The 24,884-nt window shown below is 60.6% G+C and carries 22 protein-coding genes and 1 pseudogene; 12 read left to right on the plus strand and 11 right to left on the minus strand.

Going from position 1 to position 24,884, the window contains the following annotated elements; all coding sequences use genetic code 11:
• Window positions 1-83: 83 nt before the first annotated feature.
• Entirely contained in the window at window positions 84-1,472 is a 1,389-nt protein-coding gene (gene gor / locus NKH73_RS08295) for a glutathione-disulfide reductase (RefSeq protein WP_352930207.1), read from the plus strand.
• A gap of 122 nt (window positions 1,473-1,594) precedes the next feature.
• Here the strand turns inward: gor and NKH73_RS08300 are convergent, their stop codons facing one another.
• From NKH73_RS08300 to NKH73_RS08310, 3 genes are all read right to left on the minus strand, one after another.
• Entirely contained in the window at window positions 1,595-3,481 is a 1,887-nt protein-coding gene (locus NKH73_RS08300; protein ID WP_352930210.1) for an ABC transporter ATP-binding protein/permease, read from the minus strand.
• 504 nt (window positions 3,482-3,985) lie between these two features.
• On the minus strand, window positions 3,986-4,666 hold the full coding sequence (locus tag NKH73_RS08305) for a DsbA family oxidoreductase (protein WP_352930213.1): 681 nt from the start codon (window positions 4,664-4,666) through the stop codon (window positions 3,986-3,988).
• A 115-nt stretch (window positions 4,667-4,781) separates the two neighbouring features.
• A complete protein-coding gene (locus tag NKH73_RS08310) occupies window positions 4,782-6,602 on the minus strand; it encodes an extracellular solute-binding protein (RefSeq protein ID WP_352930216.1) in 1,821 nt (606 codons plus the stop codon).
• Window positions 6,603-6,833: 231 nt separating this feature from the next.
• On the opposite strand from NKH73_RS08310, the gene NKH73_RS08315 reads away from it, so the two are divergent.
• Window positions 6,834-7,463: an invasion associated locus B family protein gene (locus NKH73_RS08315; RefSeq protein ID WP_095486806.1), complete on the plus strand. Its 630-nt coding sequence runs from the start codon at window positions 6,834-6,836 to the stop codon at window positions 7,461-7,463.
• 101 nt (window positions 7,464-7,564) lie between these two features.
• Here NKH73_RS08315 and hspQ read toward each other — a convergent pair whose 3' ends face one another.
• Entirely contained in the window at window positions 7,565-7,888 is a 324-nt protein-coding gene (gene hspQ / locus NKH73_RS08320; protein WP_352930220.1) for a heat shock protein HspQ, read from the minus strand.
• Window positions 7,889-8,111: 223 nt separating this feature from the next.
• Here hspQ and NKH73_RS08325 point away from each other — a divergent pair, with 223 nt between their 5' ends.
• Window positions 8,112-9,074: an AEC family transporter gene (locus tag NKH73_RS08325; protein ID WP_352930223.1), complete on the plus strand. Its 963-nt coding sequence runs from the start codon at window positions 8,112-8,114 to the stop codon at window positions 9,072-9,074.
• On the opposite strand, the gene NKH73_RS08330 is transcribed toward NKH73_RS08325, so the two are convergent.
• On the minus strand, window positions 9,051-10,262 hold the full coding sequence (locus tag NKH73_RS08330; RefSeq protein WP_352930748.1) for a UbiH/UbiF family hydroxylase: 1,212 nt from the start codon (window positions 10,260-10,262) through the stop codon (window positions 9,051-9,053). The two genes, NKH73_RS08325 and NKH73_RS08330, sit on opposite strands and share 24 nt — an antisense overlap.
• A 106-nt stretch (window positions 10,263-10,368) precedes the next feature.
• On the opposite strand from NKH73_RS08330, the gene NKH73_RS08335 reads away from it, so the two are divergent.
• The 8 genes from NKH73_RS08335 (at window position 10,369) to NKH73_RS08370 (ending at window position 18,626) form a co-directional block, all read left to right on the plus strand.
• On the plus strand, window positions 10,369-11,265 hold the full coding sequence (locus NKH73_RS08335) for a DUF2182 domain-containing protein (RefSeq protein WP_352930226.1): 897 nt from the start codon (window positions 10,369-10,371) through the stop codon (window positions 11,263-11,265).
• A 14-nt stretch (window positions 11,266-11,279) separates the two neighbouring features.
• Window positions 11,280-11,894, plus strand: coding sequence for a DUF1326 domain-containing protein (locus NKH73_RS08340; RefSeq protein ID WP_352930228.1), 615 nt, complete (start codon window positions 11,280-11,282; stop codon window positions 11,892-11,894).
• Window positions 11,891-12,709 carry a phosphatidylcholine synthase gene (gene pcsA, locus NKH73_RS08345; protein ID WP_352930231.1) on the plus strand — a complete coding sequence of 273 codons (819 nt, stop codon included), beginning with the start codon at window positions 11,891-11,893 and terminating at the stop codon, window positions 12,707-12,709. Before NKH73_RS08340 ends, pcsA begins: the two co-directional genes overlap by 4 nt.
• A 70-nt stretch (window positions 12,710-12,779) precedes the next feature.
• The gene (locus NKH73_RS08350) at window positions 12,780-13,757 is read left to right on the plus strand and encodes a quinone oxidoreductase family protein (protein WP_352930234.1); all 978 of its coding nucleotides are present in this window, start codon (window positions 12,780-12,782) and stop codon (window positions 13,755-13,757) included.
• Between the two features lie 144 nt (window positions 13,758-13,901).
• Window positions 13,902-15,479, plus strand: a complete 1,578-nt coding sequence (locus NKH73_RS08355; RefSeq protein ID WP_352930237.1) for an ABC transporter ATP-binding protein — start codon at window positions 13,902-13,904, stop codon at window positions 15,477-15,479.
• Window positions 15,476-16,588 carry an ABC transporter permease gene (locus NKH73_RS08360; RefSeq protein ID WP_352930240.1) on the plus strand — a complete coding sequence of 371 codons (1,113 nt, stop codon included), beginning with the start codon at window positions 15,476-15,478 and terminating at the stop codon, window positions 16,586-16,588. The genes NKH73_RS08355 and NKH73_RS08360 overlap by 4 nt, the downstream gene beginning before the upstream one ends.
• Window positions 16,588-17,508 (plus strand): ABC transporter permease, encoded by a 921-nt coding sequence (locus NKH73_RS08365; RefSeq protein WP_352930243.1) that lies wholly within the window; start codon window positions 16,588-16,590, stop codon window positions 17,506-17,508. Before NKH73_RS08360 ends, NKH73_RS08365 begins: the two co-directional genes overlap by 1 nt.
• Before the next feature lie 50 nt (window positions 17,509-17,558).
• The gene (locus NKH73_RS08370; protein ID WP_352930246.1) at window positions 17,559-18,626 is read left to right on the plus strand and encodes a BMP family ABC transporter substrate-binding protein; all 1,068 of its coding nucleotides are present in this window, start codon (window positions 17,559-17,561) and stop codon (window positions 18,624-18,626) included.
• An 86-nt stretch (window positions 18,627-18,712) separates the two neighbouring features.
• On the opposite strand, the gene rimO is transcribed toward NKH73_RS08370, so the two are convergent.
• The 5 genes and pseudogenes from rimO to NKH73_RS08395 all read right to left on the minus strand — a co-directional run.
• Window positions 18,713-20,026 carry a 30S ribosomal protein S12 methylthiotransferase RimO gene (rimO, locus tag NKH73_RS08375; protein ID WP_352930249.1) on the minus strand — a complete coding sequence of 438 codons (1,314 nt, stop codon included), beginning with the start codon at window positions 20,024-20,026 and terminating at the stop codon, window positions 18,713-18,715.
• A gap of 184 nt (window positions 20,027-20,210) precedes the next feature.
• Complete coding sequence (locus tag NKH73_RS08380) at window positions 20,211-20,897, minus strand: TerC family protein (RefSeq protein ID WP_292502866.1); 687 nt, start codon at window positions 20,895-20,897, stop codon at window positions 20,211-20,213.
• A 164-nt stretch (window positions 20,898-21,061) separates the two neighbouring features.
• A complete protein-coding gene (locus tag NKH73_RS08385) occupies window positions 21,062-21,469 on the minus strand; it encodes a DUF930 domain-containing protein (RefSeq protein ID WP_292502865.1) in 408 nt (135 codons plus the stop codon).
• Window positions 21,470-21,520: 51 nt separating this feature from the next.
• Entirely contained in the window at window positions 21,521-21,889 is a 369-nt protein-coding gene (locus NKH73_RS08390) for a hypothetical protein (RefSeq protein WP_352930774.1), read from the minus strand.
• Between the two features lie 147 nt (window positions 21,890-22,036).
• A pseudogene (locus tag NKH73_RS08395) lies at window positions 22,037-22,114 on the minus strand (hypothetical protein); the annotation flags it as partial.
• Window positions 22,115-22,397: 283 nt separating this feature from the next.
• On the opposite strand from NKH73_RS08395, the gene NKH73_RS08400 reads away from it, so the two are divergent.
• On the plus strand, window positions 22,398-23,780 hold the full coding sequence (locus tag NKH73_RS08400; protein WP_352930254.1) for a hypothetical protein: 1,383 nt from the start codon (window positions 22,398-22,400) through the stop codon (window positions 23,778-23,780).
• Window positions 23,781-24,083: 303 nt separating this feature from the next.
• Here NKH73_RS08400 and NKH73_RS08405 read toward each other — a convergent pair whose 3' ends face one another.
• Window positions 24,084-24,854 (minus strand): SDR family oxidoreductase, encoded by a 771-nt coding sequence (locus NKH73_RS08405; RefSeq protein ID WP_352930256.1) that lies wholly within the window; start codon window positions 24,852-24,854, stop codon window positions 24,084-24,086.
• Between the last annotated feature and the right edge of the window lie 30 nt (window positions 24,855-24,884).

A 24,884-nucleotide genomic window follows, 5' to 3' on the forward strand; every position in this document is an offset into this window, starting at 1 on the left:
TGCGTGACGTAGTGGTCCGGGCTTTTCTTTTGATGGTTTGCAGCCTACCTGTCTCAGAAATTTGAAGGGCAAGGAGCCGCACCATGGCCGGTTACGACTACGACCTTTTCGTTATCGGCGGCGGCTCCGGCGGGGTGAGGGCGGCGCGCGTGGCGGCGGCACTCGGCAGGCGCGTCGGCATTGCCGAGGAATACCGCTATGGCGGCACCTGCGTCATACGCGGCTGCGTGCCAAAGAAGCTCTATGTCTATGCCTCGCAGTTTCCCGAACACTTTGCCGACGCCGCCGGTTATGGCTGGACGGTGCCGCAGGCGAGTTTCGACTGGCCGACACTGGTTGCCAACAAGGATCGCGAGATCAGCCGGCTGGAGGCTATCTACAGGAAGAATGTGCAAGGCGCCGGCGGCGAGACGTTTCAGTCGCGCGCCATGCTGGTCGATGCTCATGCGGTGCATCTTCTCGGCGAGGATCGCACCGTCACCGCCGATCAGATTCTTATCGCCACCGGCGGTCGCCCGGCACCGCACCCCGCTCTGCCCGGCCATGAACACTGCATCTTTTCCAATGAAGCCTTCGACCTCAAGGAATTGCCGAAGGCGATCATGATCGAAGGCGGCGGCTATATTGCCGTCGAATTCGCCAACATCTTCCACGGCCTCGGTGTCGACACCACGCTTGTCTATCGCGGCAAGGAGATCCTCTCTCGCTTCGACATGGATCTGCGGCGCATGCTGCATGAGACAATGGAAAAGAAGGGGATAAGGATCCTCTGCCATGCCGTATCCGAATGGGTGAGGAAGCGCCCGGACGGACGGCTAGACGCCGTCATCACTGGGGGCGAGGTGATGACGATCGATCAGGTCATGCTCGCCATCGGGCGTCTGCCCAACACCGAGAATATGGGCCTGGAAGGTGTCGGCATCGAGTTGTCGAAGACCGGCGCGATCCATGTCGACAAATATTCCCGCACCAATATCGATAACATCTGGGCGATCGGCGACGTCACCAACCGCGTGCAATTGACGCCGGTGGCGATCCACGAGGCGATGTGTTTCGTCGAGACCGCGTTCAAGAACAATCCGACCGCGCCCGACCATGATACGATCGCCACCGCGGTCTTCTCCCAGCCCGAAATCGGCACGGTCGGCCTTTCGGAAGACGAGGCAATAAAGCGCTTTCCCGACATCGATATCTACCGTGCGACATTCCGGCCGATGCGGAACACGCTGTCGGGCCGCGACGAAAAGATGCTGATGAAGCTGGTGGTAGACGGCGCCTCGAAGAGAGTGCTCGGCGCTCATATCCTCGGGCCGGATGCCGGCGAGATGGCGCAGCTTCTCGGCATTCCGCTGAAGGCGGGCCTGACCAAGGATGATTTCGACCGCACGATGGCCGTGCACCCGACCGCGGCGGAAGAACTCGTCACCATGTACAAGCCGACCTACCGGGTGAAGAACGGCGAGCGCGTCTGACGTTTTACCCGCAACGTCGCCAACGGGCATTCTGCAGCCGGCAAGGCGGGATCACCGGCGGCATTGAAAATTGGATCACCGACCCGGGTGAAGCGCAACGGCGAGCAGCGATCTTGTCGCCGCTATTTCTGCCTCATGCGGCGAGGGAAGCGCAGCCATTTTTCCTCGACCGGCCTTGGATGCGCGAGGATGGTGGTGAGCTCGACCGGCAGGCTCGGCGCCAGCGGCTTCTTGGTCGCGACACCGTCCGCAATGGTAACGATGCTGTGGTAGAATTCGGCGCCTGAAAGCGATCTTGGCGGCACGGCCTCGTGCATGATCGAGATCACCGTGACGTCTGGACAATGGTCCTTGATCGCCTGATGGAAAGCGATCTTCCCTTCGGGATCGAGGGCGCCGGTCGCTTCGTCGAGGAACAGCAGCCCTGGCTGCTGCAACACGATGCGGGCGACAACCAGCTTCTGTTTCTGCCCGCCTGAAAGCACCTGGTCCCAGTTCATACCCTCACGGGTTTCATCGGCCATATGTTCGATGAAATCGCCAAGGCCCGCTCTGTGCAGAGCCGACGCAACCTGCGTGTCGGTGTGATCGTGCTCTGAGCCGGGCAGGCAGACCAGTTGCTTCAGCGAGACCTGCTGCAGCTTGACCTCCTGGGCAGCATAGAAACTTTCGACCCCTTCCGGGAAGACGATGGTACCGCGGCCATAGGGCCACAAACCGTTGATAGCCTTGATCAGCGATGTCTTGCCGCAGCCCGATTCGCCCTTCAGGAACGTCCACTCGCCGCGTCGGAAGCGCAAATTCGCAGCGCTCAGGAACGGCGTGGCGTCCTCGCCCTGATGGGTCAGCTCCAGCTTCTGGATAGTCAGGCCGAAAACCGGGTTCTGGCGATCGTAACGGAAATCGGAGCAGCCGGTGAGACTGTAGAATTCCTGCGGATGCTGGACATTTTCGATCGCGTTGGCGAGCTCGGTCACGCGTTGGCTGTTGGCCCGCAGCGCCGCGATAGAAGGCATGACGTGGATGAACCACGAGCATTGACTGATCAGCGAGTTGACCATCTCGGAGCCGGTTATGTAGCCCTTGAGATCGAAACGGTTGTGGATGTAGGGCACGAGGCCCGGCGCATAGGCGACAATGCGGGCACCGATGAAATTGTAGACCAGCTCGAAAGAACGGTAGCTGGTGTTGACGATGTTCAGCCGCGCCCAGGTGCGATCGATGTCTACATAAAGCCGGTTATGCATCGTCTTTTGCACGTTCTCGCCCTGTGAGGCGGCGACGTGGAAACTGCGGCGCAGGAACGTCGTCAGCTCGCCGCGATAACTGCCTTCGGACTGCTGCATCATGATATTGAGCCGTTCCAGCAGTCTGCCGAGCTTGACCGCGATCCATGTATTCAGCGGCACGTATATGGCGACCGCCAGGAAAGCCAGGACTGCACTGCCATAGCTGCCGAGGAATTCCAACCCTTTCACCTCTACCGAGGTTTCAAGCAGTTTCTGGCCGACGAAATAGAGCGATGTGGCGACAGCCATGACCCCCATGGCGAGGCCGATGGCTCCGCCGGTCATGTCCTTGATCGATTCCTGGACGCGCTGGTCGATATTGTCGGGAGCAGCCGTGCCGGAGGACCCGTGCTGGGCGTGGAAATGCGTATGGTTGGTGTCGAGAAGCGCTTCGTTGAAACGGCTGTCCAGCCAGCCGCGCCATTTGCGATGCAGCGTCGCGGACACAAAGGTGCGGATGCCGGTAAAGCCCGCATCCTTGAGCACGACCAGAAGGATAAGTATGCCGGCGTTGGTGAGCAGCGACGCGAGCGGCGTGGTGTTCGCGGCATCATGGTAGAAGGCAATCGAGTTGACCAGTTCACCGGACGCTTCGGCGAACCAGACCCCGGCCTTGCTGGAGAGCGCGGTGAACAGCGCGATGACCAGCGTCAGTGTCCAGGCCTCCACCCAGCGGTCCGAGAACCAGTAGGCCCGCATCAGTCCCCAGAAGCTGCGCATCGAGGAAACCGGTGTCAGGAGCGGAGACCTTGCGGCGCCGCGGAGCCATTTTTCCGATATTGAATGTCGCTCTGGTCTGCCGACCCGAATCACTATCCGCCCAAACCTCTTTTAGTTTTGTTACAGACAGTAACACCAATTGATCATTTTCCATTATCTTTTCTTGGCCTGCCGGGGGATTGAACCTCTTGCCGTTGCCGTCAGGCAACAGAATTCAGCATCGCAACGTCATGCGGTGACGTTCCAAAAGGCATATTATCTAAATAATTTCAGTAGCTTGTACGGCTCGCATAGGCGAGCGCCTTTACCTTCCCTAGGGGAAGCTTTTTTGCACAACTTTGTGCAAAGTCGATCAGCTGATTTTATGTTGGGGAGGACGCAAGCGCGCAAAAACGTGCCGTCTTCGACACATCTCTGTTGCCACGTTGACTTGGCGACGGTCGGAAAAGTGACCGGAAACGTGCGTTGGCAGCAGCGCCAAGGTGGCGGTGGGGTAGCGTCTATTCAGTCCGCTTTCTCCAGCTCACCCCGCGCCTTGGCCGCCGCAACCTGGCGAATGGCGTCCGTGAGCGTATCGGCATCCTGCGCACCCATCACCGCATACTTGCCCTCCAGCAAGAAGCACGGCACGCCAGTGATGCCCATGCGCGAAGCGGTGGCGATTTCGGTGCGGACCGCCACGACATCGGCGTCCGTCGGTAAAAGCGTCTCGACCACGGATGCGTCCATGCCCGCCTCGCGGGCGGCTTTGATCAGCACGACATGATCGCCCAGGTTGGCGCCTTCCTCGAAATTCAACTGGAACAGACGTCGCACCAGCCGGTTCTGCACGGCCTCGCCGGCAGCTCCAGCCCAGCGGATGACACGGTGCGCGTCCAGCGTGTTGGGCGCGACCTTGATGGCGGCGAAGGCGAAATTGATCCCCTCGGCCTCGCCCAGCGGCTCGATCCGGGCATGGATCTCGCGGATGCGTTCGTCGCTGCCGAACTTGGCCACCATGTATTCGCGGCGATCCTTGCCTTCGGGCGGGATGGTCGGGTCGAGTTGGAACGGCCGCCAGCGTATGTGCACGTCGATATCGCTTGCCGCGGCAATCGCCTTGTCGAGCCGCTTCTGGCCGATGAAACACCACGGGCAGACAATGTCGGACACGACGTCGACAGTAATGGAGTTCAATTCGCTCATCGCGATCTCCTGTCAGGAGGGGAGACATTTCTTTTGAGCATGACCTCATCTGGAGGTCGGCATGCAAACCGAGGTTCCAGTTTCTGCTGACGCGGACCTTCGGTTCGGATCGTGTTCAGTTCGCCTTGCGCCACCACGTTGGCAGCCGATAGCCTGATATGGGCGTCTTCTCAGGATGTTCCAGGTAGTTCCAGTAGGCAAGCCATTGCTGCGTGTTGTGCTGCATCGGAACCATGTAGTTGCCGGAGATCAGCAACCTGTCGAGGACCCGGACGGCGGCAACGTAGTCTTCGCGGCTGCGGGCGTCGAGCATCGCCTCAAGTGCGGCATCCACCGCCGGATCGGCGACGCCGGCGAGGTTGAATGACCCTTCGGCGTTGGCGGCAGCGGATCCCCAGCGCCCGAGCTGCTCGATGCCGGGCGATAACGAGTTCTCGAAGCCGCTGGTGCCGATCAGCACCTCGAAATCGAAACGTTGCTTGCGCGACTGGATCTGGTCGCCGTCAAGGCTACGGATGGCGACATCGATACCGATCTTCGCCAGCGTGCGCTGGTAGATGGTGGCAAGGCGCTCCTCGTTCTGCGAGGCAGTCAGGATCTCGAAGCCGAAGGGTTTGCCCTCTGGATCGAGCATCGCTCCATTTTGCAAAGTATAGCCCGCGCCCTTCAATATGTCGTACGCGGCCTTTAGCACCTTGCGGTCCTGGCCCGAGCCGTCGGTGACGGGTGGCCGCCAGGTTCCGTCCATGACATCGGCCGGCACACGATCCGGGTAGGGCGCCAGAAGTGCCTTTTCCTTGTCGTCGGCCGGATGACCGAGCGCGGAAAGCTCGGAGTTCTGCCAATAGCTCATGGTGCGCATGTACTTGCCGCCAAACAAGCTCTTATTGGCCCATTCGAAGTCGTAGAGCATGCCGAGCGCGCGTCGAACGACCGGATTGGAAAATTTCGGCAGCCGTGTGTTGAACAGGAATCCCGTCACCACTGGTGGGATGCCGGTGTCGAATGTTTCGGCGATCACATCGCCCTTGTGGAAGGCCGGGAAGTCGAGATCGCGCTCACGCTTGACGGGATCGCTGTCATCATCGATGGCGCAGATGCCTTTCTTGAAAGCTTCCAGCTTGGCGTTGGCGTTGAGGAAATACTCGATGGTGATCTGGTCGTAATTGTCGAAACCGCGCTTGGCAGGGATGTCTTTGCCCCAATAATTTGGGTTGCGCTTGAACACGATGCGTTGGCCGGGCGCCACCTGCGCCACGGTGTATGGGCCACTGCCGATCACAGGTTTCAGCGTGGTCCTGTCGAAGGTCTCTTTGTCGAAAGCATGCCTCGGTACGATTGGCGTCATCGCGATAATCAACGGAGTCTCACGGTTGGCCTTGTCATTGAATGTAAAGCGCACGCTGCGGTCGCCGGTCTTTTCGAGTTTGGCGACCATGCTCATACGGGCGCTGTAAGGTGGCCGCCCTTTTTCGGTAAACACGTCGTAAGTGAACAGAACGTCTTCCGCAGTCACCGGTTGGCCATCCGACCATTTGGCCCGCGGATCGAGGTGGAATTCGATGCTCTTGCGCTCTGGGTCCATGTCGGCAGTGTCGGCAAGCAAGCCATAAAGACTAAAGGCTTCGTCGTCATTGCGCTGCATTAACGGTTCGAAGACGAGATTCCCGAAGATCCTATCGATCACGCCGCGGGCGGTCGTGCGCAGGCTTTTCAGGATGAACGGGTTGAGATTGTCGAAGCTGCCGACGCCGCAATAGGTGATGCTGCCGCGCTTGGGCGCATCGGGATTGACGTAGTTGAAATGCGCATAGTCGGCCGGCAGCGCCGGCTCGCCCTGCATGGCGATCGCGTGTTTCGGCTCCGACAGCGCTGCCGGGGGCGAAAGGCTGGCAAACGAGATCGCGGCGATCAGCCAAACAAGAACGCGGCCCATGACCGTCTCCTTACTGGGTCGGCTTGATGATTCGGAGCGCACCCTAACATGAGCCGGTCGCCTTACGGCCAATCGCCAGTTCAAGAATTGCGGGTAGCGGGCTGGATTCGGCACCGCTTGCAGTGTAACACGCCGTCCGAGTCATTCTGTTGCCTCATTTTGGCAACAGGTAGCTGGACCACACGGCGCGAAGAAGCCGGTCCCGGGATCATTTGAGAGGAAGTGCACGATATGACGAGCCTGAACAGCAACGCGTACCGCCTGTCGGTCCTGGCCGCTGGCGTGGTCGGCTTTCTGGGCGCACAACTTCCCGCTGCGTTTGCGCAGCAACAACAGCAGATTCCGCAGGGCTGGTTCAAAGCCTGCACCAAGCAGGAAGATGTCGATATCTGCAACGTTCAAAACATCACCACCGCCGGTAACGGCCAGCTCGTCACCGGCGTTAGCCTGATCGAATTGAAGGGCAAGGTGAACCGCAAGGTGTTCCAGGTAACGGTTCCGACCGGCCGCCTGGTTCCTCCCGGCATTGGCCTTCAGATCGATACCGGGAAGGCGCAGAAGCTCGATTACGTGATCTGCTTCCCCGACCGCTGCGTGGCGGAAGTACCGTTGACCGACCAGCTCGTCGCCTCCTTCAAGAAGGGTTCCAACCTGACGTTGACCTCGGTCAATTTCCAGAACCAGCCGAACCCGATCAAGATCGCGCTGACCGGCTTCAGCGGCGCCTTTGACGGGCCGCCGCTGCAGCAGTCAGACATCGAGGATCGGCAAAAGAAACTTCAGGACTTCGTGGCCAAGAACAATCAGGACTTCGCCAAGAAGCTCAAGGAAGAGCAGGACAAGGCGAAAACCGCCAACTGATCGCCTCAGGGCCAAATAACTCAGAAAAAGCGGGGTCATGCCCCGCTTTTTTGTTCTGGCCGACCGTTCTTGACCCAAGCCAGGCCCGTAATCCCGTCACGTCAATGTCTTGACTGGCGTCTCGGCTCGTAGCGCCCATCGGGCCTCTTGTCGAACATCTCACCGATCTGCGGATGCCGCACAGGTTCGCCAGACTGATCCTCGAGCAGGTTCTGCTCAGACACGTAGGCAATGTATTCCGTTTCCGAATTCTCGGCGAGCAAGTGGTAGAAGGGCTGATCCTTACACGGCCGCGCATCCGCGGGGATCGCCTCGTACCATTCGTCGGTGTTGGCGAATTGCGGATCGACATCGAAAATGATGCCGCGGAACGGAAACAGCCGGTGGCGAACCACCTGTCCGATCGAGAATTTGGCTGTTTTCATCGTACTCACCACTAAGTCCTAAGAGTGCCGCGCGTCCTTGGAATGCGCCAATGACTCTCTAGGACCTTGAAATTTACCCGTTACGCAACAAAAAATCGAGCCCGACTTTAGGGCCGATACCTACCTCTATTTGACGCAAACGCTGCATCAATTCAATGCCGAAGCGCTTGACGCGCCGTCAAGCTACGGGCTAGCCCCGCCCGAGGGTTAGTGTCAGCGCAAAATGTCAGACGTCATCGGTCTTGTTCTTCCATTCTTCGGGTTGATTTTCATAGGTTTCCTGGTGGCGCGTATCACCGGGCAGCCGCTGGAAGCGCTCGGTTGGATGAACACCTTCATCGTCTATGTCGCGCTCCCGGCGCTGTTCTTCCAACTGCTTGCCAAGACGCCGTTCGAGCGGCTGACCGAATGGAGCTTCATCTTCGGCTCGGTCTTCTCCACCTACACGGTTTTTTCGCTGATGTTCGCATGGTCGGCGCTGACATCGAGAGGCGAGATAGCGCAATCGACCATCAAGGCGTTGGCCGCCGCCTACGGCAATATCGGCTATATGGGGCCGGGGCTTGCATTGCTGGCCTTCGGCGAGGAGGTGGCGGTGCCGGTAGCCCTGATCTTCTGTTTCGAGAACATCCTGCATTTCGCCGTCGCGCCGATGATGATGGCGTTGGCCGGCGACGACAAGACGTCGCCATCGCGGCTCATCCTGGGCGTTTTGCGAAAGATCGTCCTGCATCCGTTCATCATCGCGACCGCCTTGGGCGTAGGCGCCGCCTATATCGGTTTTCGCCCGCCTGTGCCGGCAGAGCGCTTCCTCGAATATCTTTCGAGGGCTGCGGCACCTTGCGCGCTGTTCGCGATGGGCGTCACCCTGGCGCTCAGACCACCCAATCGCATCCCGCACGAACTGGCGTTGATCGCTGCGCTGAAGCTGATCCTTCACCCGTTGCTCTGCTATGTCGTTCTGAGCTGGATCGGCAATTTTTCCGAGACCTGGATCTTTTCGGCGGTACTGCTGGCGGCATTACCGACCGCAACCAATGTCTTCGTCATAGCCCAACAATATGGCGTCTGGGTGCAGCGGGCCTCGGCCAGCGTGCTGATCACCACTTGCCTCTCGGTCGTGACGGTGACCGGGCTGCTCTACATGATCCGCCATGGCGTACTACCGCCGGACTTGTTTCCTTAAGCCGCCGGTGAGCGCTGCAAAACCACTGCCGGGCCGCAAGCCCTCGCGCATGAAAAAGGCGCGAAGCGGCGCGAAGCCGCCGAGCACGCCGAGGCCTGCACTGCGCGCCATCTGGGCCGGCAGCATGTCAGAGAGCAGCGACTTGTTGAGCAGATTGACCGCACTGCTGCGTGCCAGAATGTCGGGTCGACGCCTGAAATCATAAGCAGCGAGTGCTTTGACGGCGCCTGGGTCAGCCCTGTTTTCGCAAGAAATCTCAATCAGATCGTCAATATCCCTGATGCCAAGGTTGAGACCTTGCGCGCCAATCGGCGGGAACACATGGGCGGCTTCGCCGACAAGCGCCACTCGGTTGCGCGCGAAGCATCGCGGCGTCACGCTCGAAAGCGGGTAGATCTGCCGGCCTGGTTCGACAGACACCCGGCCGAGCATCGATTGCATCCGCAGTTCGACCCGGGTCGAAAGCGTCGCGTCGTCCAGGGCGGCGAGTTCTTTGGCCGTCTCCGGTTCTACAACCCAGACAAGGCTGGAGCGGTTGCCGGGTAGGGGAACCTGGGTGAACGGGCCGGTCTCGGTGTGGAATTCGGTCGAGGTGAAAGCATGGTCGCTGCGGTGGCTGAAATTGAGAACCAATGCCGCCTGCGGATAGGACCGGGCGGATGTCGAGATGCCGGCGGCCTCGCGGGCCGGCGACAGGCGCCCGTCGGCAGCGATCGCCAGCGATGCTGCGATCTCACTGCCGTCAGGCAGGATCGCATGGGCATGCTCGGCGTCGAGGCGCCAGGTCTCCACCATCGATTTTCGCCATTCGATACCCGAATGCGCGGCAACGGCCCCGGCAAGCGCGGGGTTGAGTGCGCTGTTGGGTAGGTTCAGCCCGAACTGCTCCTCGCCGATTTCGCTGGCGCGAAAAGTGACCACCGGGCTGCGAATCAGCCGGCTGGTTGCGTCGACGATGCGCATCACCTTCAGCGGTGCGGCCCGGGATCTCACCTGGTCGACGACGCCCAACCTTTCAAGCATCTTCAGGGCCGGGTCCATCAAGGCCGTCGTGCGGCCGTCTTGGCCATTTGCCTCAGGTCCGACGAGCGTCACGGGAAAGCCAGCATCTGCGAAGCCAAGCGCTGCAATCAGCCCTGCCGGGCCACTGCCGGCAACCAGTATCCGTGCTGTCTCCCGATGGTCCAAATTCGGCTTCCCGGTTGCGAGGCGAGGCGGTCGCTCCGACCTGACGAGCATATAGGTCAGATCATGCGGCTTGATCAACGCGGCGATTCGGCCCATTCGATTTGCCATGACCGGCCAAAACCATGATTTCAGCCATCTCGACCGTGTCGGCCGTGTCACGGCGAGCATCTCGCGCAATCCTCGACTGGCGGTGACCCTCGTTTTGGGCGCGGGCGTCCTCCTGGCGTGGCTGCTTCTTGGCGCCATGGCGATACGTGGCGCGGAAAGCCGGATTCCTGGTATCGATGCACCCGGCGACACGATGCTCAGAAATCTGCCGCGGCTGCCACTGCCGGATTTTCTCGAACGCTTCTTCACTCTTTGTCTTGCACCCGCGCCGCTCGACGGGGGCGTCGGCGCACAGGGCAGCGCGCTTGTCATCATGTGGTTCCTGATGGCGATTGCCACCATGCTGCCCTCAGCGGCGCCGATGATCCGCACTTATTGCGAGATCGCCGATACGGCGCGGATCAAAGGCGAACCGGTCGTCCATCCGCTGATCCTGATCGCCCGATACGTTAGCGTGTGGCTTGTTGCGTCGGCAGCCTTCGCGGTGCTGACGCTCATCGTTAACGCCTTCGCCACACTTGTGCAGATGCTCGATCCGGTGGTTGGAGCGACCGGAGCCGCCGCGCTTTCGATTGCCGGCCTCTACCAGTTCAGCGGCCTGAAGGAAGCCTGCCTGACAAAGTGCAGAAACCCGTTCGCGGTCCTGTTTTCGAATTGGAGCGCGAAGCCAGGCCGCATTTTCCGGCTCGGCATGGAGCAGGGTGTCTGGTGCCTCGGCTGCTGCTGGGCGCTGATGCTGGTGATGTTCGCCGTCGGTGTGATGAACGTGTTCTGGATGGCGCTGATCGGCCTGTTCACGCTGATTGAAAAACAGGGGGCGAGCAGGCTGCCAACCCGGATCGCCGGTGCGATACTGCTTGTCTGGGCAACCGCCCTGCTAGTAGTCTCGGCATGAGGGGAGAGAATTCAATGGCAGATCAAAGCTGGGCAATGAAAGGAGAGCTGGTGCTCTCCTGCAATTGCACAGTTTTTTGCCCTTGCGTGCTGTCTCTCGGCAGTCATCCGCCGACCGAGGGATATTGCCAGACGTGGGCCGGATTCCGCATCGATGCCGGCCATTTCGGCGAGGTCGACCTGTCCGGCCTCAATCTTGGGCTGGTCATGGAAATCCCCGGCTATATGAGCCGTGGCAACTGGACCGCCGGACTGTTCATCGACAAGCGCGCCTCAGTCTACGCGGTCAAGGCGCTGACCAGGATTTTCACCGGCAAGGCCGGCGGAACCACCTCGCTGCTTTCCATCCTGGTCGGAAAATTCCTCGGCGTCGAGCAAGCGCCGATCACCTATGAGACGCGTGACAGGACGCGTATCTTCCAGATCCCGAAGATCATCGACGGAGCGGTGACGCCGATCTCAGGCAAGGACCGCGACAAGGATACGGTGATCAGCAATTCGGAGTACTGGATCGCACCGGAAATCATCGTGGCCAGATCCGACAAGAGCAAGATGCGGGCTTTCGGCCGCAACTGGAATTTTGCCGGCCGCTCGGCCGAAATCTGCAAGCTGGACTGGCGGGGCCCGTGAGCAAAAAAACAACGGCCAGGAAAATCACGGACAGGATTCCGAGGCCAAAGAAGAAAGTCACGTGGCCGCAGGCGCGCGCGTTTTCGGTCCATCTGCTGACCGCGTCGGGTTCGTTCCTGGCGTTCCTGTCGCTGGTGGCTGCGAGCGAGCAGCGCTGGACGGCGATGTTCTGGTGGCTGGGGCTGGCGCTGTTCGTCGACGGCATCGACGGGCCGATCGCCAGGAAGCTCGATGTCAAGGAAATCCTGCCGACATGGTCGGGCGAACTCCTCGATAACATCATCGACTACGTGACTTACGTGCTGATACCGGCCTTCGCCCTTTACCAGCGCGGCTTCATGGGTGAGGGCCTGTCGTTCCTGTCAGCGGCGATCATCGTCGTGTCCAGCGCGATCTACTATGCCGACACCGGCATGAAGACGAAGGAGAATTTCTTTAAAGGGTTTCCGGTAGTCTGGAACATGGTGGTGTTCACGCTGTTCGTCATCGAGCCGGGACAATGGGTTTCCTTCGCCGTGGTCGTGGTGGCCGGCATCCTGACGTTTGTGCCAATCAATTTCATCCATCCGGTGCGGGTGGTGCGGCTGCGGCCGATCAACCTTGGCATGACGCTGCTATGGTGCGCTTTCGGAGCGCTGGCCCTGGCGCAGGCAGCGCTCGCCGCCTTCTACGATCAGATTGGCGTCTTGGGCGAGCAGGTGAGCGTCTTCACCAAGATCGGCATCACGGTCACCGGGCTTTACCTCGCTTGCATCGGCGGTATCATGCAGCTCTTTCCAAATCTCGGCGCCAAGCCGGATGACAGGAAAGCCTGATCCCCAAGAGCATCTGATCCCAAAGAGCGTCTGATCCCAAAGAGCGCCTAAATTCCAAGAGAGCCAGAAAATGTCCAAAGCGATCCGCATCCACGCCAATGGAGGTCCGGAGGTTCTGACCTATGAGGACGCCGAACCGGGCCAACCCGGATCGGGACAAGTCCTGGTCAGGCATACAGCCATCGGCCTCAATTTCATCGACGTCTATCATCGCTCCGGCCTCTATCCGCCGCCGGGCGGTTTCCCGCTGATACCCGGCAGCGAGGCGGCCGGGGTGGTCGTGGAAGTCGGTGCGGATATCGATTGGCTGAAGCCGGGCGATCGCGTCGCCTACGCCGTGACGACTGGCGCCTATGCCGAGCAGCGCGTGATCGCCGCCGACCGCGTCGTAAAGGTGCCCGACGGCATCAGCGACGAACAGGCGGCTGCCATGATGCTTAAAGGGATGACGGCGGAATATCTGCTGCGCCGCACCTTCAAGGTGAAAGCGGGCGACACTATCCTGTTTCACGCAGCGGCCGGCGGTGTCGGGCTAATCCTCGGCCAATGGGCCAAGCATCTTGGCGCGACCGTGATCGGCACCGCCAGCTCTACCGACAAGATCGAGCTCGCCAAGGCGCATGGCTTCGACCATGTCATCAACTACCGAGAGCAGGATTTCGTGGCCGGCGTCATCGCAATCACCGGCGGCAAGAAGTGCGACGTCGTCTATGATTCGGTCGGCAACGACACCTTTCCCGCCTCGCTCGACTGCTTGAAGCCGCTCGGCATGTTCGCCAGCTTCGGACAATCGTCAGGGCCGATCCCACCGTTCAGCATGTCATTGCTGGCGCAGAAAGGTTCGCTGTTCGCGACGCGGCCGACTTTGTTCGTCTACAATGCCAGGCGCGAGGACCTAGAGGCGTCCGCAGCCGCGCTGTTTGACGTCGTGCTCAGTGGCGCGGTCAAGATAAGGATCAACCAGCGCTATGCGCTGAAGGACGCGGGCAAGGCGCATGCCGATCTTGAAGGGCGCAGAACGACCGGGACAACCATTCTCGTCCCTTGACGTCGACTTTTCAGGCGCGCGCTCTTTACCCCTTGAGTTTCCGCTGAAATTCTTGAAGCTCTTTCAAGACGGGTGCCGCTTTGCGATGACAGCAGGCCGCGCATACCATGCCTGCGGGAACACAGAACATGTCTGGCAAACCAGATGGGAGGCACTGTGAGTGCAAATCAGGACGGCGAAAACCTGCTTGAGGTTCGTGGCCTCACCAAGACATTCGGCACGCTGACGGCGTGCGACCGTGTCGACCTCAATGTTGCAAAGGGCGAAATCCACGCGTTGCTCGGCGAGAACGGCGCCGGCAAGTCGACACTCGTCAAAATGCTGTTCGGAACACTGGAGCCCAATTCGGGCGAGATTTTCTGGAACGGCCAAGCGGTCACGATTACCAATCCCGGCTTTGCGAAAAAGCTCGGCATCGGCATGGTGTTCCAGCATTTCTCGCTGTTCGAGGCGCTGACGGCGGCCGAGAACATCGCGCTATCGTTGGACGACGGTTCGCCGATCAGCACGATTGCAGCGAAGGCGAGGGCGCTGTCCTACAGCTACGGCCTGCCGCTCGACCCGCAATCGCTGGTCGGCGACCTGTCGGTCGGTGAGCGCCAGCGTATCGAGATCATCCGCTGTCTCCTGCAGACGCCGCAGCTCATCATCCTCGACGAGCCGACCTCAGTGCTGACGCCGCAGGAAGCCGACAAGCTGTTCGAGACACTCGAGCGGCTGCGCTCAGAAGGAAAGTCCATCCTCTACATTTCGCACCGGCTGGAAGAGGTCAAGCGCATCTGCGACCGCGCCACGGTGCTGCGCCACGGCAAGGTGGTTGGCCACTGCAACCCGCGCAAGGAAACCGCGGCATCGCTGGCGCGCATGATGGTCGGCAACGACGTGCAGGCCGTGGTGCGCGCGCCGGCCGAGGGTATCGAGACCGCGCAGCCGCTGCTTGAAATCCGCGCGCTCAGCCGCAAGCCGGCAACGCCGTTCTCGATCCCGCTCAGGAACATCAACCTGACGGTACGCGCCGGCGAAGTGATCGGCATTGCCGGCGTCGCCGGCAACGGCCAGGGCGAGTTCTTCGAATCCGTTTCCGGCGAGGTGCGGCAGCAGGATGCCGCCTCGGTGCGCATCCGCGGTAAGGATGCCGGCGGCCTCAGCATCACCGGCAGGCGGCTGATGGGCGCGGCCTTCGTGCCGGAAGAGCGGCTCGGCCACGGTGCAGCACCCCGCATGAAGCTTTCGGAAAACCTGCTTCTGTCGCGCCATGCCACCGACGGCAAGATGTTTGTCGGCGCCGGCGGAATAGTCAGAAGCGATGCGATCTATGTCGCTGCCCAGCGCATCATCAAGGCGATGGATGTGCGCAAGAGTGCTCCCGACCCGGAGGCGGCGGCGCTTTCGGGCGGCAATCTGCAGAAATTCATCGTCGGCCGCGAACTCGACCGGAGGCCTGGCGTCATGGTCGTCAATCAGCCGACATGGGGCGTCGACGCCGGTGCCGCCGCCCACATTCGCCAGGCGCTGATCGAATTGGCACGCAGCGGCTCGGCGGTGCTGGTCATCAGCCAGGATCTCGACGAACTGTTCGAAATATCCGACGCGATCGCGGTGATGCACAATGGCGAATTGTCGAAGCCTTTGCCGATTGCTGAGGCCTCGTTCGAAAAGATCGGACTGCTGATGGGCGGCGCCGAGCCCGGCCACGCCGAACACGCTTTGGAGACGTCATGATGCGCCTCGAACTCGTCAAACGCCCACAGCGCTCGATGCTGTTCTCGGCACTGTCGCCCTTCATTGCATTCGTGTTGACGATCATTGCCGGCGCCGTCCTGTTCGCACTGCTTGGCGTCAATCCTTTGAAGGCGTTTCAAATCTATTTCATCGAGCCGGTCAGCCAGGTCTGGCAGCTGCATGAGCTGGCGATCAAGGCGGCACCGCTCATCCTGATCGGGGTCGGCCTGTCGGTTTGCTACAGGGCCAACATCTGGAATATCGGTGCGGAAGGCCAATTCATCCTGGGCGGCATCGCCGGCTCGATCATTCCGGTGCTGCTTCCGCAGTTTGAAGGCCCGCTGGTGCTGCCGCTGATGCTGCTGTTCGGCATGGTTGGCGGTGCCGCCTACGCCGCCATTCCCGCCTTGCTCAAGGCGCGCTTCAACACCAACGAGATCCTGACCAGCCTGATGCTGGTTTATGTCGCGCAGCTCTTCCTCGACTGGCTGGTGCGCGGTCCCTGGCGCGATCCGCAGGGTTTCAACTTCCCGCAGACGATACAGTTCAACGACTCCGCTATCTTGCCAGAACTGATGCCGGCCTCCGGCCGCGCCAATTGGGGTTTCGTCTTCGCGCTGGTCGCGGCGGTGCTGGTCTGGATCCTGATGAGCCGCATGCTGAAAGGCTTTGAGGTGCGCGTGCTCGGCTCAAGTCCCAGGGCAGGGCGCTTCGCAGGCTTCGGCCTCAACCGGATGGTGTTCTTCGCCTTCATGCTGTCGGGTGCACTGGCCGGACTTGCCGGCATCTCCGAAGTCTCCGGCGCGATCGGCCAGCTGCAGCCGGTGATTTCGCCCGGCTACGGCTTCACCGCCATCATTGTGGCGTTCCTCGGCCGTCTCAATCCACTCGGCATCGTCGCGGCGGGCCTTGTGCTGGCGCTGACCTATCTCGGCGGCGAGGCGGTGCAAAGCGCGCTCGGCATCTCCGACAAGGTGGCGCGTGTATTCCAGGGCATGCTCCTGTTCTTCGTGCTCGGCTGCGATACGCTCATTCACTACCGCATTCGCCTGATCGGCTTTGCCACGCCGAAGCTTGAAACCTCGCCGAAGCTAGAGGAGGCCCGCTGATGGACATCACCGTCAACATTCTTTTGACCATCGCAACGGCGGCGACGCCCTTGCTGATCGCGGCGATCGGCGAACTGGTGGTCGAACGTTCCGGCGTGCTCAATCTCGGGGTCGAAGGCATGATGATCATGGGAGCCGTCGGCGGTTTCGGCGCCGGCTATCTCACCGGATCGCCGTGGATCGGATTGTTGGCGGCGATCGCCCTGGGTGCAGTGTTTTCGCTGCTGTTCGCCGTCATGACATTGTCGCTGGCCACCAACCAGGTGGCGACGGGGCTATCGCTGACATTGCTCGGCCTCGGCCTTTCCGGCATGATGGGAACCGGCTTTGTCGGTCTGCCCGGCGCGAGGCTGCCAAATCTCGACATTCCAGGCCTGACGCAGATTCCCGTCATCGGCAGGTTGTTGTTCGGCCAGGACCCGATCTTCTACATCTCGATCGCGTTGACCGCCGCCGTCATGTGGTTCCTGTTCAAGACCCGCACCGGACTCACGCTGCGCTCGATCGGTGACAGCCACACATCGGCCCATGCGCTTGGCATCCAGGTCATCCGCTACCGTTATCTCTCAGTGATCTTCGGCGGCGCCTGTGCAGGCCTTGCCGGGGGCCACCTGTCGCTCGTCTATACGCCGCAATGGGTAGAGAACATGACCGCTGGACGCGGCTGGATCGCGCTGGCGCTGGTCGTGTTCGCGTCATGGCGGCCATGGCGGGTGCTGGCTGGCGCCTATATCTTCGGCGCGGTATGGATCGGCCAGCTTCATGCACAGGCTTTTGGCATTCCGGTTCCCTCGCAACTGCTTTCTTCGTTGCCCTATCTGGCAACCATCGTGGTTCTCGTTCTAATCTCGCGCAACAAGCGTTTGACGATGATGAACACACCGGCTTCCTTGGGGCAGCCATTCGTTCCGGATCGTTGACAATAAAAACAGACGGGAAGCTCCAAGGCTTAACTCAGAGAGGTAACACGATGAAAAAACTGCTTATTGCGCTGATGGCCGCCGCGGCAGCATTGTCGCTGGCGGCGACCGCCGAAGCGCAGGAAAAGCTAAAAGCCTGTTGGGTCTATACTGGCCCGATCGGCGATTTTGGCTATTCGTACCAGCATGACCAAGGCCGCCTGGACGTAGAGAAGGCACTCGGCGACAAGGTCGAAACCGCATACCTGGAGAACGTCTCCGAGGGTCCCGATGCCGCTCGTGCTTTCGAGCGCTTGGCACGCGAAGGATGCAAGATTATCTTCGGCACTTCCTTCGGCTTCATGGATCCCGAAGTGAAGGTCGCCAAGAAATTCCCCGACGTCAAATTCGAGCACGCGACCGGCTACAAGACGTCGGACAATCTCGGCATCTACAATGCGCGCTTCTACGAGGGCCGCTACATCCTCGGCCAGATCGCAGCCAAGCAATCGAAGTCGGGCGTCGCCGGCTACATCGTTTCGTTTCCGATCCCCGAAGTGGTGATGGGCATCAATTCCTTCATGCTCGGCGCCCAGTCGGTCAACCCGAACTTCAAAGCGAAGATCGTCTGGGTCAATTCATGGTTCGATCCGGGCAAGGAAGCCGACGCCGCCAAGGCTCTGTTCGACCAGGGTGCCGACATCATCGTCCAGCACACCGACTCGACCGCCGCCCTGCAAGTCGCCGAAGAGCGTGGGCTGCAAGGGTTCGGTCAGTCTTCGGACATGATCAAGTTCGCTCCCAAGGCGCAGTTGACCTCGATCGTCGACGATTGGGGTCCGTATTACATCGGCCGGGTGAAGGCCGTGCTCGATGGCACCTGGAAGCCGGGCAATGTCTGGCTGGGCATCAAGGACGGCGCTGTTAAAATGGCCGCTTACACCAACATGCCCGATGACGTGAAGGCGATGGCGCAAGCCACCGAGAAGAAGATCGTCGAGGGATGGAACCCCTTCACCGGGCCGATTGCCAAGCAGGACGGAACGCCATGGCTGAAAGAGGGCGAGGTCGCCACGGACGCCACGCTGCTCGGCATGAATTTCTACATCAAGGGCGTCGACGACAAGCTGCCGAAGTAAGCGCAAGCGGAGCCCAAGATCCTGACACGCCAAAATTTGACAGGGAAGGGCGCCGCGCGGCGCCCTTTCGTTCACAGCGAGTTGCGTCAGACAGCTGAGCCGTAGAGATCGTAGGCGTCGGCGCGGTCGATCTTGACGGTGACGATGTCGCCGGCGCGCAACGGGCGCCGCGACTGGATATGAACCGAACCATCGATTTCGGGCGCGTCGTATTTGGTGCGGCCCTTCGCCGAGGTGCCATGCGCCTCGTCGATCAGGACAGCCAGGCGCTTGCCGACCTTCCTGGCGAGCTGCGTCGCCGAGATCTTCTGCTGGCGCTGCATGAAGCGGTGCCAGCGCGCCTCCTTGATCTCCTGCGGTACCTGTTCGAGACCGAGGTCGTTGGAACGGGCGCCCCTGACCGGCTCGTATTTGAAACAGCCGGCGCGATCGATCCTGGCTTCGTCCAGCCAGTCGAGCAGCATTTCAAAATCGTCGTCCGTCTCGCCGGGAAAGCCGACGATGAAGGTGGAGCGGATGGCCAGATCCGGACAGATTTCGCGCCAGCCCCGAATGCGCTCGAGCGTCTTTTCGCCATGGGCGGGCCGGCGCATATTCTTCAGCACCTGCGGTGAGGCGTGCTGGAATGGGATGTCCAGATAGGGAAGGATCTTTCCCTCGGCCATCAGCGGAATGACATCGGCGACATGCGGGTAGGGATAGACATAGTGCATGCGCACCCAGACGCCGAGCTTACCCAATTCCTCCGACAGATCGAGGAATTTTGCCCGCACTTCGCGGTCGCCAAACATGCTGGTCTGATATTTGATGTCGATGCCGTAGGCGCTGGTATCCTGCGAAATGACCAGGATTTCCTTGACCCCGGCCTTGGCCAGTTTCTCGGCTTCGCGCAGCACGTCGGCGGCCGGCCGCGAGACGAGATCGCCGCGCAGCGCCGGGATGATGCAGAAGGTGCAGCGGTTGTTGCAGCCTTCCGAAATCTTGAGATAGGCATAGTGGCGCGGCGTAAGTTTGACGCCTTGCGGCGGCAACAGGTCGACATAGGGATCGTGGCTCGGGGGCGCGGCCTCATGCACGGCAGCCATCACGCTCTCGTAGGCCTGCGGACCGGTGATGGCGAGAACGTTTGGGTGTCTTTCGCGGATGACGTCCGGTTCGGCGCCGAGACAACCGGTGACGATGACCCTGCCGTTCTCCGAAAGGGCGGAGCCGATGGCATTGAGCGATTCGTCGCGAGCCGAGTCGAGAAAGCCGCAGGTGTTGACGACGACCAGATCGGCGCCGTCATGCTTGCGCGCGATTTCGTAGCCTTCGGCGCGAAGGCGCGTGATGATGCGCTCTGAATCAACGAGCGCTTTCGGGCATCCAAGGCTGACGAAGCTGACGCGAGGGGCGGACATATGCGGTTTCCAATGGACGCGGGCCGGAAACCCTGAGGCCCGGCCCGGAAGTCTCGATACATGTTGATCTTTTGAACTTTCGCAAAAGCTCAATTTGCACGGCGCAATAGCATAGTTCGGCAGTCAAGCAAACCGAGGAGTGGCTGGGGCCGCTCGGGCGGGCCTGCACTGCCAAGGATCAGGTTCAATGACCGCCTGGCCCGAACCAGGGCGCCAGGAATGCAAACTGGTCGGGGAACTGCTGCACGGCACCATCCAGAAGCATCTTTACGGCGACGTAGAGAATGATCACGAGACCGATATAAGCAATCCAGCGGTACTTATGCAGGAGGCGTGCGACAAACGAAGCGGCGAAACCCATCAGCGCAATCGACAGCGCCAAACCAATGATCAGGACCGTCGGATGATCCATCGCCGCGCCTGCGACTGCGAGGACGTTGTCGAGCGACATCGAAACGTCGGCGATGACGATCTGCCAGGCTGCCTGAGCGAAGGTCTTGCGCGGTCCCTTGCCGCCAATCGTCCCGCTTTTGTCGTAATCGACATTCGACAACGATTCCGTCGCGTCATGTTCCTGCTCGTGGCTGACACGGAGTTCGCGCCACATCTTCCAGCACACCCAAAGCAGCAGCAGGCCGCCGGCTATGAGAAGAATGGGGCCGATTGTGAGCAGCCACTGGGTGATCAGGGCAAAGAAGATGCGAAGCACGGTGGCCGCCGCAATGCCGACGAGAATCGCCTTCTTGCGCTGGTCCGATGGCAGGCCTGCCGCGGCAAGGCCGATGACGATGGCATTGTCGCCGGCAAGCACAAGGTCGATGGCAATGACCTGAAGCAGGGCCGACAGGCCTGCGGCGGTAAAAATTTCCATCAGCTGGAATTTCCTTGCTTGGTCGCCAATCGTTCGCGCGGAGTGTCCGGACGCCGTAACGTGTATGGTTCCCGCGCGTCAAGACTGCTCGGCGACAAAGACGGCAAACTGCCTGATCGCGGCGGCAATCGCCAGCAGGCGAAAACTGCCATGATCGGGACGGGCTAGTCGTAGAGGTTGTATTTCGACCAGTCGGCTTCGGGAATCTCCTCGCCGATCCGATAGCGAAAATCCAGAACCTGCATATGGTCCGGTGCCGTCTGACACTTGTATTTCAGCCGGTACCATTGCCCCTTGCTGCGGAAGGCTGCCCCTGGGCTTGTGATTGCGTCTGTGCCCATCTCGGGCGTCGCAAAAGCGTAGGCGACCACGCGATCGGCTTTGTATTTGCGGTCGTCATGGGTGATCCGGTCGAGCACTTCGGCATCACATCGCTGTTCGAGCCGGGTTTGCGGATCGAGTTTCAACAAGCCGGCGCGCAACGCGCTATCCATCGCGCTAGCCGGCCACGACAGCGTCACCGACGCCAGAACCGTAAGACAGAGCTTCTTCATGGGCGCGAGGAGCATCATATTTGGGCGGAGAAATCAACTGGACGAGACCCCGGTCATCACGACGCATGCTCACAGTGCAGGCTTCAAACGATGGCTGAAGAGCAGTTTCAAATAAGTCCGGAACAGCATGATTTGAGCCGGTAGTGCACTCGGCTCGTTCAATGCCTTGGACAGAATGATACCTCCTTCGGCCACGCCCATGACCATGTCGGCGAGCGCGCCGATGTCTACAGGCTCGTTGGGGGGGTATAACGCCCGGATATCCTCGAGCATTGCGAGGAACCTGGCACGCCAGCCCAGGATTGCGGAACGGTTCAGCTCGCGAACCTCGGCGTCGAACATTCTGTCCTGATAGGCGGTCGTGGCGACCAGGCAGCCAGGGTGCGCCTGCGGCAAATTCTCGAACAGCTCCGCAAGCATTTTCAGGCCGACCAGCATGGCATGCAGTGGATCGTCATTGAGTTCGCGCGCCCTGCCGAACAAGTCGTCGAAAATGCGATCCTCTTCCTCGATGTAACGCCGGATCAACGCCTGCGCCAACGCGTTCTTGTCGGCAAAATGATAGAAAAATCCGCCCTTGGATATCTCTACGGCCGCGACGATTTCCTCGATCGACGTCGCTTCGAAACCCTTCAGCAGGACAGCGTCCTGGGCGACGTCCATAATCCGCTGTCGCGTCGAACTTCCGCGTACATTTGTGCTCAAGGCATACCCGCTTTCTGGACCGTCGGTACAAAATCTAGCGATACCGGCGAGCAGGCATGCCGGCTGTGGCTCTGCAAGGCGTTGTTTCTAAAAAGCAATTTTCAATTCGCGATCAGTATACCGTAAGCCAACTGGTTTTGGAACGCTGGTCCGTGGATGTTCTGGGCATCCGAAACACGAACTAGACGGCGCATCCGCTGGCTGGACTCAATCCGCCGATGCGCCGCAGGAGACAAGAGCAATGTTCGACCAAACCCGCAGAAACGTATTGGGTGCATCCGTAATCGGTGCAAGTGGCCTGCTGAGCGGCATCGCGTCCGGCGCCACTCCGGCGACGCAGAAAAATGATGTCACCACAGCAGCCCCGGAGCGCGGCCTTGCACAGGTCTCCAGCTTTCCGCTGATCCAAGCGATTCACGGGCGCCGCTCGCGACGTTTTGCGAAGGGCGCATCCATTCCGGATGGTCCTCTTGCCTATACCTCAAAAAGTCCTGCGGCGCCGATCACCGAGATGGAAAAGATGCTGCTCCTGACCACGGTGGCAGGCAATACGGGGTGGGCAAATCTCATCCCGCACAACAAGAACTATGCTCCCAAAATACCAAATTATGCGGGCGCCGCCGGTGGCCGCACATTTCCGTCGTCGGCAGGGTTTCACACGTCGGAGATATTCTTCACCGACGACACCGGAGTCTATTTCCTGCCGACGCGGGACATGGCGTCGATTATTTCGGTCGGCGCAGAGACCGACTTGGATGCGTATCTCGGGGCGCACCGGTCGCGCATCGTCAAGCTGGCGGATCAGCGGCTAAACGTTCCGCGCTCTCCCGAGCACATGGAGATGCACAACGAGTGGTGTGGCAATGTTCCCGGTAGCACGCTGATCATTCCTGTGGCGGATCTCGCTCAGCACATGGTGCTCACGCTTTGCTATCTCGTTCAGAACGGGGCTTGCGTCTATGACGACGTTAATGGCCGGCCGATCCCGGGGATGGAGAACTTCGCCGGACTGGTGGATCTGCAAAATCCATATCCATTGACGTTCATAGAGCAGCTGGCCCTCACCGAAGTCACTGTTGAAACCTCGACGGCCTGCTACGCCGGCGCCCTCATGCTGCAAGCACTTGGTCTCGGTGGCTGGATGTACGATGGCCTCAACCCATTCACGGTTCAGGGCGCCAGCGGTGATCCCGCCGTTCCCGGTCTCGGATTCCGGTTTGACATGATCCCCGGGAAACCACTGCCCCATGTGACCGGACTGCCGGGCGTCTTCGAGGCGCACTGCCCACCACATTTTCCGGACATGCGCGCCGCTGTGGAAGCGGTGGTCGAGCGTAAGTTCGGCAAGGGCGGGCCGTTCCATGGCGAGACGAAAGGCCCCTACAAGCGCTCGGAGATAATCCGCAGCAGCGCCGCGCCGATGGGAGCGGAGTTCGTCGACTGCGTGTCCGTGATGGCCCGGTACATATACGATACCTTCGGCAGATTTCCGGCCACAGTGCCGGCGATCTTCAACCTGATGTATCTCCAGGCGCATCGGCTCGACACAGAGTTCTACGACACGCATTTCGCGCCGGGCGCCTACCTTAGCACGCACGCGGAGCACGACAAAAACTGGGGCTGAGACCCGTTAGGGCTGCGCCGTTCGTTCGCGGCTTTGAATCCCATTATTCCGATCAACGCAAAGCGAGGCCGAAGTCTCACCCTTCGGTCGTTGGAAACGGCTATGTCAAGATGGTCAAGTTCCCTCTGCCGCAAGCTCGCGGCGTGTTTCGGGAGGCAGCCAAGGTCAAATCCCGACACATCGCCTGAACTCGCGCCACTCAGTTACCTCAATGACCATCTGCTTGAGGATCTTGCTCTGCAGCGTAGAGGTAAGGACTGTGTCAAAATGAACGTGGTTTGACACCGAGGCGAATTTTCGCCGTCACATCTGCACAGACATTCCGCCATCGACGGTCAGAACATGCCCGTTGACGAAGGATGCCGCATCGCTGGCCAGGAAAAGCGCGGCGCCGGCGATTTCCTCCGGCCGTCCCCAGCGTTGCAGCGGAACCCGCTGGCGGGCGAAAGAAAGCATGTCGGGATCCTCCGCCAGTGCGGCATTGGTCTCGGTTGCGAACATCCCCGGGGCAACGGCGTTGCTGGTTACGCCATGCGCGCCGTATTCGACCGCCATGCTGCGCATCAGGCCGGTCAGCCCCTGCTTGGCAGCGGGATAGACGGCATCGCCGGGACGTGCCATCTCGCCGACGATCGAGGTAACGGCGATCAACCGGCCATACCCTTGCGCCTTCATGATTTCCGCCGCATCCCGCGACAGCGAGATCGCCGAAAGCAGATCGGTCCGGATCAGATCAAGGATATCGTCGTCGTCGAACGCGGCGAGCGGCCTTCTGTCGCGGGCGCCGACATTGTTGACGAGGATATCGAGCTGACCGCGAGCCTTGCGGACATCCGCGATGGCGGCGCGGCCGGCCGCCACGTCTGCTACGTCGAAGACCGCCGCCTCGGCACTGCCGCCGCCTTCTGCAATGGCGGCGACGGCGCCGTCGAGCACCGCGGCCGTACGTCCGGTCACAACCACATGGGCTCCCGCATCGGCAAAGGCGCGCGCGATCTCGAAGCCGAGCCCGCGCCCGCCTCCGGTGACGAGCGCCACACGGCCAGCCAAGGAAAATCTGTCGAAAATGCTCATGCCAAGCGGTCCTCTGCAGGCATAGGAGTA

The sequence above is a fragment of the Mesorhizobium sp. M0938 genome, assembly GCF_040319125.1.
GTDB lineage: Bacteria > Pseudomonadota > Alphaproteobacteria > Rhizobiales > Rhizobiaceae > Mesorhizobium > Mesorhizobium robiniae.

Excerpts from the sequence above, each read along its gene's own strand:
- NKH73_RS08360 (WP_352930240.1), top strand. The coding sequence starts at position 15,476 with ATGATGCGCCTCGAACTCGTCAAACGCCCACAGCGCTCGATGCTGTTC.
- NKH73_RS08380 (WP_292502866.1), bottom strand. The coding sequence starts at position 20,897 with ATGGAAATTTTTACCGCCGCAGGCCTGTCGGCCCTGCTTCAGGTCATT.
- NKH73_RS08325 (WP_352930223.1), top strand. The coding sequence starts at position 8,112 with ATGTCAGACGTCATCGGTCTTGTTCTTCCATTCTTCGGGTTGATTTTC.
- hspQ (WP_352930220.1), bottom strand. The coding sequence starts at position 7,888 with ATGAAAACAGCCAAATTCTCGATCGGACAGGTGGTTCGCCACCGGCTG.
- NKH73_RS08315 (WP_095486806.1), top strand. The coding sequence starts at position 6,834 with ATGACGAGCCTGAACAGCAACGCGTACCGCCTGTCGGTCCTGGCCGCT.
- NKH73_RS08300 (WP_352930210.1), bottom strand. The coding sequence starts at position 3,481 with ATGCGCAGCTTCTGGGGACTGATGCGGGCCTACTGGTTCTCGGACCGC.
- NKH73_RS08355 (WP_352930237.1), top strand. The coding sequence starts at position 13,902 with ATGGGAGGCACTGTGAGTGCAAATCAGGACGGCGAAAACCTGCTTGAG.
- NKH73_RS08370 (WP_352930246.1), top strand. The coding sequence starts at position 17,559 with ATGAAAAAACTGCTTATTGCGCTGATGGCCGCCGCGGCAGCATTGTCG.
- NKH73_RS08305 (WP_352930213.1), bottom strand. The coding sequence starts at position 4,666 with ATGAGCGAATTGAACTCCATTACTGTCGACGTCGTGTCCGACATTGTC.
- NKH73_RS08350 (WP_352930234.1), top strand. The coding sequence starts at position 12,780 with ATGTCCAAAGCGATCCGCATCCACGCCAATGGAGGTCCGGAGGTTCTG.
- gor (WP_352930207.1), top strand. The coding sequence starts at position 84 with ATGGCCGGTTACGACTACGACCTTTTCGTTATCGGCGGCGGCTCCGGC.
- NKH73_RS08335 (WP_352930226.1), top strand. The coding sequence starts at position 10,369 with ATGACCGGCCAAAACCATGATTTCAGCCATCTCGACCGTGTCGGCCGT.
- NKH73_RS08405 (WP_352930256.1), bottom strand. The coding sequence starts at position 24,854 with ATGAGCATTTTCGACAGATTTTCCTTGGCTGGCCGTGTGGCGCTCGTC.
- NKH73_RS08310 (WP_352930216.1), bottom strand. The coding sequence starts at position 6,602 with ATGGGCCGCGTTCTTGTTTGGCTGATCGCCGCGATCTCGTTTGCCAGC.
- NKH73_RS08390 (WP_352930774.1), bottom strand. The coding sequence starts at position 21,889 with ATGCTGGTCGGCCTGAAAATGCTTGCGGAGCTGTTCGAGAATTTGCCG.
- NKH73_RS08385 (WP_292502865.1), bottom strand. The coding sequence starts at position 21,469 with ATGATGCTCCTCGCGCCCATGAAGAAGCTCTGTCTTACGGTTCTGGCG.
- rimO (WP_352930249.1), bottom strand. The coding sequence starts at position 20,026 with ATGTCCGCCCCTCGCGTCAGCTTCGTCAGCCTTGGATGCCCGAAAGCG.
- NKH73_RS08400 (WP_352930254.1), top strand. The coding sequence starts at position 22,398 with ATGTTCGACCAAACCCGCAGAAACGTATTGGGTGCATCCGTAATCGGT.
- NKH73_RS08340 (WP_352930228.1), top strand. The coding sequence starts at position 11,280 with ATGGCAGATCAAAGCTGGGCAATGAAAGGAGAGCTGGTGCTCTCCTGC.
- NKH73_RS08365 (WP_352930243.1), top strand. The coding sequence starts at position 16,588 with ATGGACATCACCGTCAACATTCTTTTGACCATCGCAACGGCGGCGACG.